Annotated in this window: 14 protein-coding genes and 1 pseudogene; 14 read left to right on the top strand and 1 reads right to left on the bottom strand. The window is 41.7% G+C overall.

Annotated elements, in window-relative coordinates; genetic code table 11:
- Positions 1–2 precede the first annotated feature (2 nt).
- The 14 genes and pseudogenes from H8B21_RS04565 (at position 3) to H8B21_RS04500 (ending at position 13,444) form a co-directional block, all read left to right on the top strand.
- On the top strand, positions 3–1,634 hold the full coding sequence (locus tag H8B21_RS04565) for a RagB/SusD family nutrient uptake outer membrane protein (RefSeq protein WP_190312580.1): 1,632 nt from the start codon (positions 3–5) through the stop codon (positions 1,632–1,634).
- Positions 1,635–1,642: 8 nt separating this feature from the next.
- A pseudogene (locus H8B21_RS20865) lies at positions 1,643–2,266 on the top strand (DUF5017 domain-containing protein); the annotation flags it as partial.
- Between the two features lie 366 nt (positions 2,267–2,632).
- A complete protein-coding gene (locus tag H8B21_RS04555; protein WP_317170369.1) occupies positions 2,633–3,889 on the top strand; it encodes a glycoside hydrolase family 88 protein in 1,257 nt (418 codons plus the stop codon).
- Positions 3,886–5,742: a heparinase II/III domain-containing protein gene (locus H8B21_RS04550; RefSeq protein WP_190312578.1), complete on the top strand. Its 1,857-nt coding sequence runs from the start codon at positions 3,886–3,888 to the stop codon at positions 5,740–5,742. The genes H8B21_RS04555 and H8B21_RS04550 overlap by 4 nt, the downstream gene beginning before the upstream one ends.
- Before the next feature lie 169 nt (positions 5,743–5,911).
- A complete protein-coding gene (locus H8B21_RS04545) occupies positions 5,912–7,330 on the top strand; it encodes a glycosyl hydrolase 53 family protein (protein WP_190312577.1) in 1,419 nt (472 codons plus the stop codon).
- A gap of 12 nt (positions 7,331–7,342) precedes the next feature.
- Positions 7,343–7,885 carry a hypothetical protein gene (locus H8B21_RS04540; RefSeq protein ID WP_190312576.1) on the top strand — a complete coding sequence of 181 codons (543 nt, stop codon included), beginning with the start codon at positions 7,343–7,345 and terminating at the stop codon, positions 7,883–7,885.
- A gap of 62 nt (positions 7,886–7,947) precedes the next feature.
- Positions 7,948–8,496 (top strand): beta-ketoacyl-[acyl-carrier-protein] synthase family protein, encoded by a 549-nt coding sequence (locus tag H8B21_RS04535; RefSeq protein ID WP_190312575.1) that lies wholly within the window; start codon positions 7,948–7,950, stop codon positions 8,494–8,496.
- 46 nt (positions 8,497–8,542) lie between these two features.
- Complete coding sequence (locus H8B21_RS04530) at positions 8,543–8,800, top strand: phosphopantetheine-binding protein (protein ID WP_190312574.1); 258 nt, start codon at positions 8,543–8,545, stop codon at positions 8,798–8,800.
- Positions 8,800–9,999: a beta-ketoacyl-[acyl-carrier-protein] synthase family protein gene (locus H8B21_RS04525; protein WP_190312573.1), complete on the top strand. Its 1,200-nt coding sequence runs from the start codon at positions 8,800–8,802 to the stop codon at positions 9,997–9,999. Before H8B21_RS04530 ends, H8B21_RS04525 begins: the two co-directional genes overlap by 1 nt.
- Positions 9,996–11,060: a beta-ketoacyl synthase N-terminal-like domain-containing protein gene (locus H8B21_RS04520; protein WP_190312572.1), complete on the top strand. Its 1,065-nt coding sequence runs from the start codon at positions 9,996–9,998 to the stop codon at positions 11,058–11,060. Before H8B21_RS04525 ends, H8B21_RS04520 begins: the two co-directional genes overlap by 4 nt.
- The gene (locus H8B21_RS04515) at positions 11,054–11,827 is read left to right on the top strand and encodes a polysaccharide deacetylase family protein (RefSeq protein WP_190312571.1); all 774 of its coding nucleotides are present in this window, start codon (positions 11,054–11,056) and stop codon (positions 11,825–11,827) included. Before H8B21_RS04520 ends, H8B21_RS04515 begins: the two co-directional genes overlap by 7 nt.
- A complete protein-coding gene (locus H8B21_RS04510) occupies positions 11,817–12,446 on the top strand; it encodes an outer membrane lipoprotein carrier protein LolA (RefSeq protein ID WP_190312570.1) in 630 nt (209 codons plus the stop codon). Before H8B21_RS04515 ends, H8B21_RS04510 begins: the two co-directional genes overlap by 11 nt.
- Positions 12,424–13,053, top strand: a complete 630-nt coding sequence (locus H8B21_RS04505) for a hypothetical protein (protein WP_190312569.1) — start codon at positions 12,424–12,426, stop codon at positions 13,051–13,053. The genes H8B21_RS04510 and H8B21_RS04505 overlap by 23 nt, the downstream gene beginning before the upstream one ends.
- A gap of 10 nt (positions 13,054–13,063) precedes the next feature.
- Complete coding sequence (locus H8B21_RS04500) at positions 13,064–13,444, top strand: hotdog family protein (protein ID WP_190312568.1); 381 nt, start codon at positions 13,064–13,066, stop codon at positions 13,442–13,444.
- An 18-nt stretch (positions 13,445–13,462) separates the two neighbouring features.
- Here H8B21_RS04500 and H8B21_RS04495 read toward each other — a convergent pair whose 3' ends face one another.
- Positions 13,463–13,999 carry a GNAT family N-acetyltransferase gene (locus H8B21_RS04495; RefSeq protein ID WP_190312567.1) on the bottom strand — a complete coding sequence of 179 codons (537 nt, stop codon included), beginning with the start codon at positions 13,997–13,999 and terminating at the stop codon, positions 13,463–13,465.
- Between the last annotated feature and the right edge of the window lie 154 nt (positions 14,000–14,153).

The following is a 14,153-nucleotide window of genomic DNA, read 5'->3' as shown; positions in this document are numbered from 1 at the left end:
TTATGAAAAACACTAGTACAATAATTATATTTCTACATCTTATATTGATTTGTAGTTCATGTGATAAGTTTCTCGAAACGCAACCACAAGATTTTCTTTCACCAGATACTTACTACAGAGATGAGGAGGAAATCAAGAGTGCTTTGGCCGGTGTCTATGTTACATTAGGAAGCAATTTTACCTACGGTCGTTTCATGGTCGTGGATGGCGCTATGGATGATCTGGGGTATTGGAATCAATCAGAAGCTAATATTATAGACCGGTTAGCAAGTTGGAATTATACCTCAGCTCAACCACAAATCAATGGTATGTGGTATAAGTTATATCAAGGTATTGAACGTGCCAACGTATTGTTGGAAAACATACACCGAGCAGTATTGGATCCTGTTGTGCAAAGCCGATATGAAGGGGAAATCCGATTTTTAAGAGCATATTACCATTATCTCTTGGCGGATCTGTGGGGTGATGTACCCGTACGTTTGAAGCCGACGGCAGCGGCAACAGACGTTAATATCGAACAAACAAGCGCTAGGGAAGTGATGGAGATGGCGGTCGATGAGATAGAACAGATTATCGAGGCTGGTCAACTATTGCCTGCTTCTACGTATGCACACAGCAGTCGAGTGACCGAGACTGTCGCAGCGGGTATTTTAGCTCGTATTTATCTAAAACTTGCAGGCGAACCCTTTAAAATAGGCGGTGCCTATGCTAAATCCCTTTATTGGGCGCAAGAAGTGGAAAAAAGCGGCATGCATAGTCTGAATCCAGACTACGACCAGATATTTAAGAACCATTCCCAGGATTTATATGATACGGATTATAGAGAGAGTATGTGGGAAGCAGAATTTAGTGGAAATTCCGCGACAGATCCGGGGAAAGATGATAAATATAGTTGGATAGGCGTAACCAACGGTATTATTTGTTATGATGATTCCGATGATTTGGGATATTCCTATGGATATATTCGAATTCGGCTTAAGCTTTGGGATTTATTTGATGAAACGGATAAAAGAAAATATAGAAGTATTGCACCACATCGGTATAATGTTACAGACAATACCAAATACAATGAAAAGCTGACAACTTTTACGGCAATAGCCGATCGTTGTGCGGCGAAATGGAGACGTGAGGAAGAGACGTTAAAACCCAAGGATAAGAATTTCAATGCGACCAATTTCCCCATCTTACGGTATTCCGACGTGCTCTTAATGATTGCTGAGGCAGAAAACGAAATAAATGGCCCGACCGAGACAGCTCTAAATGCCATTAATGCGGTAAGACAACGGGCAGGTGTCCAGCTGTATAGTTTGGCAGCTGACCCAGACAAGATCGCCGTTAGGGGCCAAGATGATTTTCGTCAAATCGTACGGGACGAACGCGCCCGGGAGTTATGCTTCGAAGGACTTCGCAAACATGATTTGATTCGATGGGGAATATTTGAAACGGCCATGCAGGAAGCAGCAGCAGAACCATTCTTAGCTGCAAATACCGGAAACGGACGTACCGCCAGTGCATCACAACGCACCACGATGGCCGCCATCGCCAGCAAGACGACTGAAAAATATAAGTTGTTTCCCATCCCACAAAAAGAATTGAACTTAAATAATAAGATAAAGCAAAACAGATTTTGGTAAACAATGATATGTTAACTTTCATGAAAACATTTAATAAATATAGTATTCTCCTTTTGCTTACGTGCATGGCTTGTACAGATGAGGAGTTGGACATTCCCGTGTTCGATGTACAGATAGACACGGAGAATGCACTGAAAGTCGAAGATGGCATACCCGTATTTGAAGTAGGGAGCAGTATCATGTTCAATATACAAGGAACAGCGGACATGGTTACTTTTTTCTCCGGTGAACCCGGGATGATGTATGAACATCGAGATCGAACAAAAATCGATGGTATTCCGTTTTTGCAATTCCAGACGCAAATGGAAAATGGTGACATGCCTCCGGGATTCTTCCACGTATTGTTGTCCTCGGACTTTGAGGGATTCTCTAAAGACCGGACGACGGATGCAGAAAGAATCCGTAATGCAACTTGGGAAGATATTACCGAACAATGTGATATTCCCCTAACACAGACAACACAACTATCGCCTAAGATAGATCTTTCAAGCTATGGTAACAATCCGCTGTATGTGGCCTTTAGGTATGACCGCCCAGCCAATAGAGATTGGCCACGTTATCAAGTTAGGGCTTTTAGAGTTGGCAACGACGCGGATGGTATCACTTACGACGTTATGCGGACGGGCAATGCGGGTTGGACAGCATTTGATTTCAATGCAAGAGAAGATGAAGATCCTTATTTGGCAACGGGAGGGAGTAGACCTAATCGAATATGGGATTTTAGAAATGCAGCAAGTGACGATCGTATCTCGATAGGGTATGACAGTGATTTAGCGAGCGATGATTGGGCGATTACCGCACCGATTGCCCTGACGTCCATTTCTCCGGATTTAGGACTGGGAATTAAAGCCTATAACGACGACTGGCTACGGAATTATCAATTTATATACAACAACCCAGGCACATTTACAGTAAGTTTTGTGGCAACCAATTCCGCGTATGCAAATACGAAAATTGTAGTAAAAGAAATGGAAATTAAAATTATAGAATAAAATCCAGTGAAAAAAATCCGAATTAAAAGTAGTTTATTCTTTCTATTGGTGTTAAGGTCAATCGTATCGACGGGAGCGCAAGCTGCTCCTCCCTTAGATTCACTGGAAGCGTGCTTTCATGAGGCACAACAACAATTGAATACATTATTAACAAAAGCAAACGAGATCGATTCACTTTTCCCGCGTACGATAGATAATAAGGGAGAGGTTGTATTTACGAATCAATATGAATGGACGTCCGGTTTCTTTCCGGGTAGTCTATGGTATGCGTATGAAGGTACACGGGATGAAAGCCTGCGCAAAGAAGCGATAAAATGGACGGAAAAATTACAAGGACTTAAAGATTTTAAAGAGCACCATGATTTGGGATTCATGGTTTATTGTAGCTACGGCAATGCTTATCGACTGACAAAAGATGAAAAATATAAGGACATTCTGGTACAGGCTGCACATTCGTTAAGTACGCGTTTTTGTGAAAAGACCGGCGTAATTAAATCGTGGAATGCCTTCGGCTCTTGGAGGGGGAAAGAAAAATATACTTTCCCGGTCATTATTGACAATATGATGAATCTGGAACTGTTATTTTTTGCATCTAAGGTGACCGGAGATACTCGTTATAGGGATATGGCTATCCGTCATGCCGAAAACACCTTAAAAAACCAGATACGAAAAGATTATAGTTGTTTTCATGTGGTTTGTTATGATCCCAAAAATGGGCAGGTGCTTACGCAAGAAACTGCACAGGGATACGCCGATAATTCAACATGGGCAAGAGGACAGGCTTGGGCGATATACGGTTTTACAATGACCTATAGGGAAACGAAATATCCGCGATTTTTGGAAGCGGCCCGTAAAATGGCGGACTATTATATCGATCATCCCAATTTACCCGCAGATAAGATTACTTTTTGGGATTTCAATGCGTACCAACGCGGATATACGCCCTCTAAACGTTCCAATGCAAATCATGTCCGTACCAACTACCGAGACGCGTCGGCAGCAGCCGTAGTGGCGTCGGCGTTATTCGAACTGGCGACATTCACCGGTCAACATGAAAAAAAGTATAGAACTGCGGCGATTCAAATTTTAGAAAGCTTAAGCAATCCGGCCTATTTCGCATCACACGGAACAAATGGAGGTTTTCTGCTCAAACACAGTGTCGGAAGCATTCCACACGGAGTCGAAATAGATGTTCCATTGGTCTATGCTGATTATTACTATTTAGAGGCTTTAAATCGATATATTCAATCACCTACTCCATGAAGAAATTAATAAGTTGTTTATTTTTTATAGGGGTTATATCGGTAACCTCTGGTCAAATAAAACCGGATTTTTCACGTATTTCCGATCACCCTCGGCTTTTATTACGGCAAGGTGAAGAAGAGAAGCTAAAAGAGGGGGTATTGACACATACAGCGTGGCGTAACCTACATGAGGTTATTTTACGGGAAAGTACCGCCATATTGGATATGAAACCGTTAACCCGTAACCAGATCGGACGCCGGATCCTACAAACGTCCAGAGAGGCATTACGTCGTATTTTTTATCTGTCTTACAGTTGGAGGATGACGGAAGAACGATCTTATTTGGAAAAAGCGGAGCAAGAGCTCCTTGCCGTAAGTCAGTTCGCCGATTGGAATCCAAGCCATTTCTTGGATGTTGCGGAAATGACACTGGCAACGGCTATCGGATATGATTGGCTTTATCATGAATTGCCGGAAGCATCCCGGCAGACCATTCGAAATGCTATTCTACAGAAAGGTTTGGCTCCAGGACAGGATGCTGCATATAACGGATGGCGAAGAGCGAAGAACAACTGGAACCAAGTTTGTAATACAGGACTTTCTTTTGGTGCACTTGCTGTCTTTGAGGAAAACGAAGCACTCTGCAACGATATAATCGAAAAAGCGATAGCCAGTATTCGCATACCAATGGAAGCCTATGCCCCTGCTGGAAATTATACAGAAGGATATAGTTATTGGGCATACGGCACATCTTTCAATGTACTTTTTATCGATATGCTGGAAAAAGCATTTGGTAGCGATTTTGGCCTTTCTTCCCAGCCTGGTTTTTTACAAACAGCATCCTTTTACGCCAATCTTATGGGAACTTCAGGGCGGGTTTTTAACTATGGCGATGCAGGTGGTGTGGAAGGACTTCAGCCGGCCATGTTCTGGTTTGCCAATAAGCTTCAGGACCGCAGTGTGCTTTTTATCGAAAAAGATTTTCTAGAACGTCAGAAATTTAATGAAAAAAGCAATCGTCTCTTACCGTTGGCGATGTTGTGGGCAGACGGTATCGACGTTAATAAAATCCAAGCGCCCACAACAAAGCTTTGGCATGCTACCTCAGAGAACGAAATTGCGGTATTAAGAACGGGATGGAACAAGACGAAGGATATTTATGTAGGGTTTAAAGGAGGGACAGCATCGGTCAGCCACGGGCACATGGATGCTGGATCTTTTGTGTTAGACATGGATGGCGTTCGATGGGCAAGTGAACTAGGAATGCAACAATATAATTCATTGGAGTCGGCGGGATTAAAAATTTGGGATATGCACCAGCAATCGCCTCGATGGGATGTTTTCCGATTGAATAACTTCTCACATAATACCTTGACCATAAATGGGCAGTTGCATCAGATGGAAGGCAATGCCAAGCTTATCAAAAAAAGCGAAAATGAGGAACAAATCAACGCAGTATTTGATTTAACATCTGTATTTGCATCGCAGTTGGAAAAAGCAACCAGAGGGATTGCTGTTCTGAATAAATCATATGTAATCGTTCGGGATGAAATAAAAACAGGGAAAAACCGTGCTACCGTACGTTGGGCGATGCTTACACCTGCTCGCGTAGATAAAATTGATGGAAATCGTTTGGTGTTAAAAAACGGGAAAAAGAAAATAACGGTTTTTTTAGAAGATATGGATGATATTCAATGGAAAAGTTGGAGCGCCGAACCACCGAAAGAGTATGACGCACCTAATCCAGGATTCGTATTTGTAGGATTTGAAATCCAAATGAATCCACATGAGGTAAAGCATTTGAATATTTCCTTTAACGTAGGGGATCATGAGAAGAGATCTGGCCATACGCTTGCACTTTCCGAATGGTAAAACAATTATGCAAAAATAAGTGCCGAATAAACTTAAAGTTACTATGAAATATTTCACAAACAAGCTCCGTATACGTACGGGGAGGAAGGCGGCTTGCCTTTTAATAAGCGTGATTTTGTTGCAAAGTTGTAACAAATCTATCCTAGAAGATAGTTTTGCTTCTAAGCATATGGATCAACAAGAAACGCAAGAAACCTTCCAATTGGCTACTATAAACCAGGTGAATAACTATCATTTTCTTAAAGGTGCAGATATTAGCCATGTAACGGATATGGAACAAAAAAATCTTCTCTTTTATAACACTACTGATCAGCAAGATTTATTTCTTTTAATAAAAGAACGGGGGCTCAACAGCGTTCGATTACGCGTTTGGGTAAATCCTGTTGGCCCCTATTATTACAATAGTATCGCGGATGTGGTGGCAAAAGCTATACGTGCAAAAGCTTTAGGGCTAAGCGTCATTCTTTCATTTCATTATAGTGATAGTTGGGCAGATCCTAAAAAGCAAAATATCCCCGCCGCCTGGATGGGATACACATTGCTCCAAATGCAGACAGCATTGGCAAACCACACCAAGGATTGTCTGAATGCATTGCAAGCGCAAGGAATTACACCATTATATGTACAGGTCGGAAATGAAACGGACTATGGTATGTTATGGCCCATAGGTGATATCCGACTAGGTAATATGTCTAACTATGCAGCTTTGCATAAAGCCGGTTATGAAGCTGTAAAAGAGGTCAACGATTCTATTCAAGTAATGGTACATTTTTCAAAGGGTAAATACAATGACAGTTGCCGGTACGTGCTTGATGGACTTTTGGCTAATGATGCTATTTTTGATTTGATAGGTATATCGGTATATCCCATTTTGGAGACGTATGATAGTGATATTGAAGCAAGCCTTAATAACTTAGAAGATCTTTCTTCTAGATATGGCAAAGAGGTCATGGTGGTGGAATGCGGCTACTACCAAAATGATCCACAGCGTGCTAGAGAAATGATTTTTAGACTATTGGATGGAGTGGCAACACTCCCAGAGTCGAAAGGTTTAGGCGTATATTATTGGGAACCGCAATATTACCAGCGTCCCCCAATCAATAAAAGTATCTTCGATGCCACGACGAAAAGTTCAACGGTCGGAATAGATGGATTTTCATTGGTGCAAAACCCGGGCTTCGAAGTAGACGAAGCTGCGGCAACGAATCCTGCTTCTTGGCAAACAGGTGGTAGTAATCCCGATGCGAATTATCTCGAAGGAGGGCCTCACACCGGAAGCTATCGTTTGACTCACTTTAAGAATAGCGGCTATAATGTCGAAACCAAACAAACGATAAGCGGGTTGACTAACGGGTTGTATACATTACAAGCTTGGGTAAGGAGTGGTACTGGATTAATAGAAAACTATCTTTTCGCTAAAGATTTTGGTGGGGCAATGTTGAAAGCCGATATCATGCCTGGAAGTACGTGGATAAAACTCCGTATAGAGAATATTCCGATATCGAACGGAGAATGTACCATAGGCATGTATACCCAGGGCAATAACCAATACAGCAGTGTAGATAATTTTCAATTTTTTAAACAATAATAAACACGTATCATGAAAAGTATTATTTTATTTTTTGTAATTGCTGCCGCTTGTGCGCAGTACAGTTATGCACAAGAACGCGGACTACTAAATAACGGTGATTTGGAAATTTGGAAAAACGGTAAATCACTTCCACAGGGATGGGCAACATTTCATGTCATCGATAGAGAGGGGATATTCCGAAAGGCTGGGGAATCACACAGCGGAACAAATGCTATACAAGCTGATTTTGCACCTAAGAAGGCTTTTGATAACCGACGTTTTTTCTCTTCAGCCACACGGCTCGATTCCGGTAAATACAAATTGCAATTTTTTACAAAAGGTAAAGGAGATATCCGGTTTATATCCTTGCACCGAGAGGGACAGGAAGCCTCTGGAAAAAACAGTGAGGGTAATATCGTTGGAATACCGGCAATAACACAGTTAGATAATAAAGACTGGGTGTCGTACACACTGATTTATGACGTTCGTGAAAGCGGTTCCTACCAGCTCACCATATGTGTTAACGAGGCCGATAATTTGCTGTTCGATGATATAAACTTTTATCATCAATAATTTCGTATTTTTTTCATTGGCGCTACTGTTTTATATATTTTTGGAAATAGAATCGTCGCGACATGCTAGAAAAAGCTAACATACAAAAATCCTGTACTATTGAACAACATCGGATTGTTGTCGATGATAAGCTGGTTTGGACAAACGAAGAGAATCTGCCGTTTTCAGATTTTGCGAAGGAAGCGTTTCAACATCTAGACATCGATTATCCGAAATTCTATAAAATGGATGCATTGAGCAAGTTGGCTTTTCTTGCCGCTGAATATATTTTACAGGATGAAGAAACCAATGGACTTGCGCTTGTTTTAGCTAACAAATCCGGTAGTTTGGATACCGATATAAAACATCAGGAAAGCATTCAAGATATGGACAACTATTATCCCCGTCCAGCCACTTTTGTCTACACGCTATCCAATATCTGCTCCGGTGAGATTGCTATCCGGCATGGCTTGCAAACAGAGAACTCTTTTTTTATTGCAGAAGAGTTCCCGGAGGAAACTATTTTCGCCTACGCCGATTACCTGTTACAATCCGGTAAAGCAAACCGAGTTTTATGCGGCTGGGTAGAATACTTTCAAGAAGCGTATCGGGCAGTTTTGTATATTTTTTAGTGAAAACAGCGCATTTTAATTAAGTTTGTCTTTATTTTTATACATAATGACAGCATTAAAAGAAGAGTTAAAAAGACAAATTATCGACGTTTTAAATCTAGAGGATATCACGCCCGCTGATATTCAAGATGATGAAGCGTTGTTTGGTGAAGGGTTAGGTTTAGACTCTATCGATGCATTGGAGCTGATTGTCTTGATGGATAAAACATATGGGATTAAACTGTCTGATCCAAAAAAAGGAAGGGACATTTTTCAATCCATAGAAACGATGGCCACCTATATTTCGGAAAATAGAACGAAGTAATGACGGACAGGGGAGTTGCGGTTACGGGGATAGGCATTATCTCTTCGATTGGCGAGACCGTTGAGGAAAACTTACAAGCGCTATTAGCAGGTAAACACGGCCTCTCACGAATAGCAAACTTTCCTACTCGTTTACAAGAACACATTTGGGTCGGTGAGATAAAGCGTACCAACGAAGAGCTATCGGATAGTTTGGGATTATCGTTACCTCACGCTTTTACGAGAACCGCCCTTTTGGGTGCTTATGCCGCCCGTCAAGCGGTAGAATCAGCAGAACTGCGAGATGCCCACGATCTGCGGACAGGATTTATATCATCCACTAGTGTCGGCGGTATGGATTATACAGAGCGATATGGTCCAACTTATCTCAATTCTCCCGAATGGCATCGTTATATCTCCTCGCATCCGGCAGGTGATTCCTCCCATAAAATAGCCCAGCATTTGGGAATAAAAGGTTTAGTGACTACCGTAAGCACGGCTTGTTCTTCCGCAGCAAACGCCATGATGATGGGCGCCCGTTTAATTCGTTCTGGTCGCTTGGATAGGGTGATCGTGGGCGGAACGGACGCGTTAAGCAAATTTACCATTAATGGGTTTCATACCTTAATGATTTTATCGGACGCCCCTTGCCAACCTTTCGACGAGCATCGTAAAGGACTTAATCTAGGAGAGGGCGCGGCGTATCTTGTATTGGAATCTGAAGAATCCATACAGCGGCAGGATAAACATGTTTTGGCTTACTTGGCAGGATATGGCAATGCAAATGATGCGTTTCATCAAACGGCGTCCTCCGAAAACGGAGAAGGGGCTTTTTTGGCGATGCAAAAGGCTTTGGCGATAGCGCAATTAGCCCCGCAAGCCATTGATTACGTCAATGCGCATGGAACGGCAACACCGAACAATGATTTGTCGGAAGGGCGAGCCATGCAACGTATCTTCAAAGGCAATGTACCCCTATTCAGCTCAACAAAACCCTTTACGGGGCATACATTAGCTGCGGCTGGTGCGATCGAAGCCGTGTATAGTATATTGGCTTTGCAACAAGGTGTCGTGCCACCCAACCTTCATTTCAATACCCCGATGGAAGAACTGGATTTGATACCAGAAACAACGGGACAACACCGGTCGTTATCACACGTGCTTTCTAACTCTTTTGGGTTCGGTGGCAATTGCTCATCCCTTATTTTTTCAAAAGCGTGAAGAAAAGTGTGTTCATAAACGGTATAGGTGTGGTGACGACACAAGGTGTATGGCGTGCAGAATTTTTTTCAGAAGTACGGGTATTAGATCATGCGATCACACCCGCAGATCAACCCTCCTATAAAGGCCTTATTTCTCCGGGAGCGATCCGCCGCATGTCGAGAGGAATGAAGATGGGTATTTACGCTGCGCAGCAAGCGTTAGCGGAGGCTTCCGTAACGATACCCGATGCCATTGTTACGGGAACAGGGTTAGGGTGCTCTGAGGATTCCGATAAATTTCTCCGTAGTTTGTGGGAAAATGAAGAGCAATTTCTCACGCCAACATCTTTTATCCAGTCTACACACAACACCGTTGCCGCGCAGATTGCACTTCAGCTGCAATGTAAAGGTTATAATGTAACCTATGTAAACGGGGGCATCTCTTTTGAATCAGCTTTGTTGGATGCGCTTTTATTGTTACAGACGGGTGAAGAGGAGCATGTACTTCTTGGTGGGGTAGATGAAATCGCGGAACAGACCTACGCGTTTCTACAAGCCGCGGGCTATATCAAAGCGGATGGTATACAGGAAACAGTCAAAAATAATGTGTCTCCGGGCGTCAATTATGCGGAAGGCGCGCAATTCTTTTCGATGGGCGCGAGCAGAATGACCTCTTCTTATGCTGAAATGATAGATGTGACGTTGCAAAATGAACTGGAAGTGTCTGAAACGGCATCCTTTTTACAGGATTTCCTCGTGGCAAACAATTTTCGACCAGAAGATATCGACGCGGTTATCCTAGGTTACAACGGCGATGAAAAAGATGACTTGTTTTACAATGCATTGCAACAGGAGCTTCCCTTGGCAACACCTTTATATTACAAACACCTAAGTGGTCAGTATGATAGCTGTTCGGCTTTTGGATTGGCTGCCGCTGCTTTCGTGCTGAAATATCAAACTGTTCCACCCATTTTGTATTGGAACGAAAAAAATCCACCGAAAACAACTTGGAAAAATATCCTGTTATATAATCAATATAAAGGTAAAGATCATTCGCTGGTTGTTGTTCGGGCATGTTAAAACACGCTATACTATATCCGTTGTTTCTTGTGGTAGGATTCGTTTCCCTGCTTATCGGAATCTTTGGTGGTTCTTTTGCATGGTTTTTTGTTGTTCTGCTATTGGCAGTTGGAATGACCGCTTGGGGCGCATTTGATATACGTTTAGGATATTTTACACATACTTTTTTCCGAAAGAAATATAATGCGAAGGGACTGATCGCATTGTCTTTCGACGATGGCCCCTCTCCCCATACAGCCGAAGTTTTGGAATTATTGAATACCTATCAGTTTAAAGCTACCTTTTTCTGTATCGGAAAGCAGGTGTTGGCGTATCCCGATATTGCGAAGCAGATTATCGACGAAGGGCATACCATTGGTAATCATACCTATTCCCATAATAGAAATTTTGGCTTTTTAAAAGAAAAGGAGGTTGTTGCAGAGCTGGAACAATGTAATTCAATTATCCAACAGATTGTAGGAAAAAAGCCTAAATTCTTTCGTCCGCCTTTTGGGGTGACTAATCCATCGGTAGCTAAGGCAGTCCAATATACAAAACATCAGATCATCGGGTGGAGCAACCGCTCGTTGGATACGGTCACGTTGGAAGAGGATAAAATTTATCAACGGGTGTGTAAAAGGCTGAAATCAGGAGATATTATGCTTTTCCACGACACCTCACAACGTACCGTCAATGTCCTAAAACGGTTGCTGCCCCATTTACAGAAACAAGGATATATATCGGTTTCTGTAGATGATTTGTTAAATTTGCATGGATATGAAGACTAAACTGCTTTATTTTTTGATGATTTTGTTGTTGCCCTATGGCGGATGGGCACAAACAAGGGAAATGTCAGCGAGCGAAAGAGCCAGCTTTCAAAAGTCTTTACAGCAGCTTGCGGAAATCAAGACGATATCGGCAGATTTTGTGCAATATAAGCACCTTAGTTTTATGAAAAAACCGGTGGAATCATCTGGGAAACTGTATTTAAAACATCCCGATAAACTAAGTTGGGCATATACAGCGCCGTTTCAATATAAAATGGTGTTTAAAGACCATAAGATTTTTATCGATGATCAAGGCAAGAAACAGACGATTGATGTGGGGAATAGCAAGCAATTTGAAAAAATAAGTACCCTCGTTTCGTCCAGTATGCGTGGCGGGCAATATGATGAAAAGGAATTTGCGGTTTCTTATTTAAAGCAAGGCGATGCGGATATGGTGTGTTTGACACCAAAATTAGCCGGTGCGAAAAAGTATATCAAGGAGATCGTGCTGCTATTTTCGTCGACGGATAAACAAATAGAGGAGGTAAAGCTTGTGGAACCTTCTAACGACTATACACGTTTTGTTATAAAGAATAGAAAAGTAAATACAACGATTGATGAATCGATTTTTAACCTGTAGTTTTTTCCTGCTGTTCTTTTTTGTTTCCTGCGGTACATACCGTTATCCGAATGCCTCGGGAATTCGCAGATCAGAACCAAAGGAATTGAATAATTATTATCTTGATACTACCCGGGCTTTTGTGTATCGTGCGAAACTGAATGCTTTTAAGAAAGATATTAATGGGAATCTAGTAGTGCAAACGTTGGGACGAAATGAACATCGCGTTGCACTGGTAAGCGATTTCGGTCAAACCTTATTTGATGTCAGTATTTCGCCCGATGAACATGAACTGCATTATGCCATGCATGATTTAAATAAACGTATAGTCGTGAGGGAAATCGTCAATATCTTCCGGACGATGACAGAACAACGTCATGCGACGTCGGCCGTGATGTTTGCAAACCAGCAGCATTATTATCCTGTATATGTCGTAGATAACTGCTATTATGTGCTGAAAGAACGCAAGGTTGAGCGTATCCAGCAGGCCAAAGGCGCTAAAGAACATTTAACGATTGTTTATCGTGAATGGAATGAGGAAGACATTCCTACGAAAATAGCGGTAGAACATAAAAAATTCCCATTGACAATTGATCTTACCTTGGATGTAGATCAGTCTACCTTATAAAAAGAGTGATATGACCTTATTGCCAGATTTCTATCACGTAGAGAATATCACCTCTCGGTCAAACAATATACATATTGCCGAGGTACATTTGAACCCCGGTCATCCGATATTTGGAGGTCATTTTCCAAATAATCCGGTTGCTCCGGGTGTGTGTATGATGCAGATATTAAAAGAGTTAGTAGAAGAAGTTGAACAAAAACCACTCTTTTTAGCACATGCATCAAATGTAAAGTTCACCGCCTTGATAAATCCTAATGAAAACCCTGTTCTGCACTTTGAATTCGAAATCTCGCATGATGAACAAGGGCAGGTAAAGGTAAAGAATACGACGACTTTTGAAGAGACAGTAGCGTTGAAATTGACCGTCTTATATAATATGGCTATTTTTTGATAGGTATAAGCTATTCCCTTATTCAATTTCAAACTCTTTCGGATAGTGGACAATACCGTTTACATTTTGCAAACTGCCTTCAGTCAATTCTATTGCCATGCAGTTTGCTTCGGGGACATCAAAAGGCAACTTAATTCCAAATTCTTTGGTCAGCTTATAGCCGAATTTGGGGTAATAGTTTTCATGCCCTAACAATATTACGGAACCGAAGCCCAATTCTCTTGCTTTTTTGTGGGCTGCTTCTATCAACTTTCCGCCAATGCCTTTGCCCTGAACCTCCGGCAATACAGCAACAGGAGCCAATGCAAGAGAGGTATAACTATTCTTAGCATCATCCTCAATTTTAATTTTTGTAAGCAGGATATAACCGACTATTTGATTGTTAACTTCGGCGATGAGTGACAGTTCGGGAACAAAGGCATCTGAATTTCTTAACCGCTCTACTAAATAATGCTCCTTATGGTCGCTCAATTCTTCGGTTTCAAAAGATTTCTGTATCAGTTCGAATACGGTCTTAAAATCTTCCTTTTCTTCTTTTCTTATCTTGACATTCATAAGCTGTAAAATTATAAAAAAACCTACTGTTAAACTGAAAACTGACCTGTTTTTCATTTCCGAATATATGAACGCATAGCTTATATTGTTACATCTTTAAAGAACTACCAAGACTCGGCTGATTATATTCATCAAATCATGTTCATTCCCGAAT

Source organism: Sphingobacterium chuzhouense (assembly GCF_014692525.1).
GTDB lineage: Bacteria > Bacteroidota > Bacteroidia > Sphingobacteriales > Sphingobacteriaceae > Sphingobacterium > Sphingobacterium chuzhouense.
This window is presented reverse-complemented; position numbering and strand designations above follow the sequence as displayed.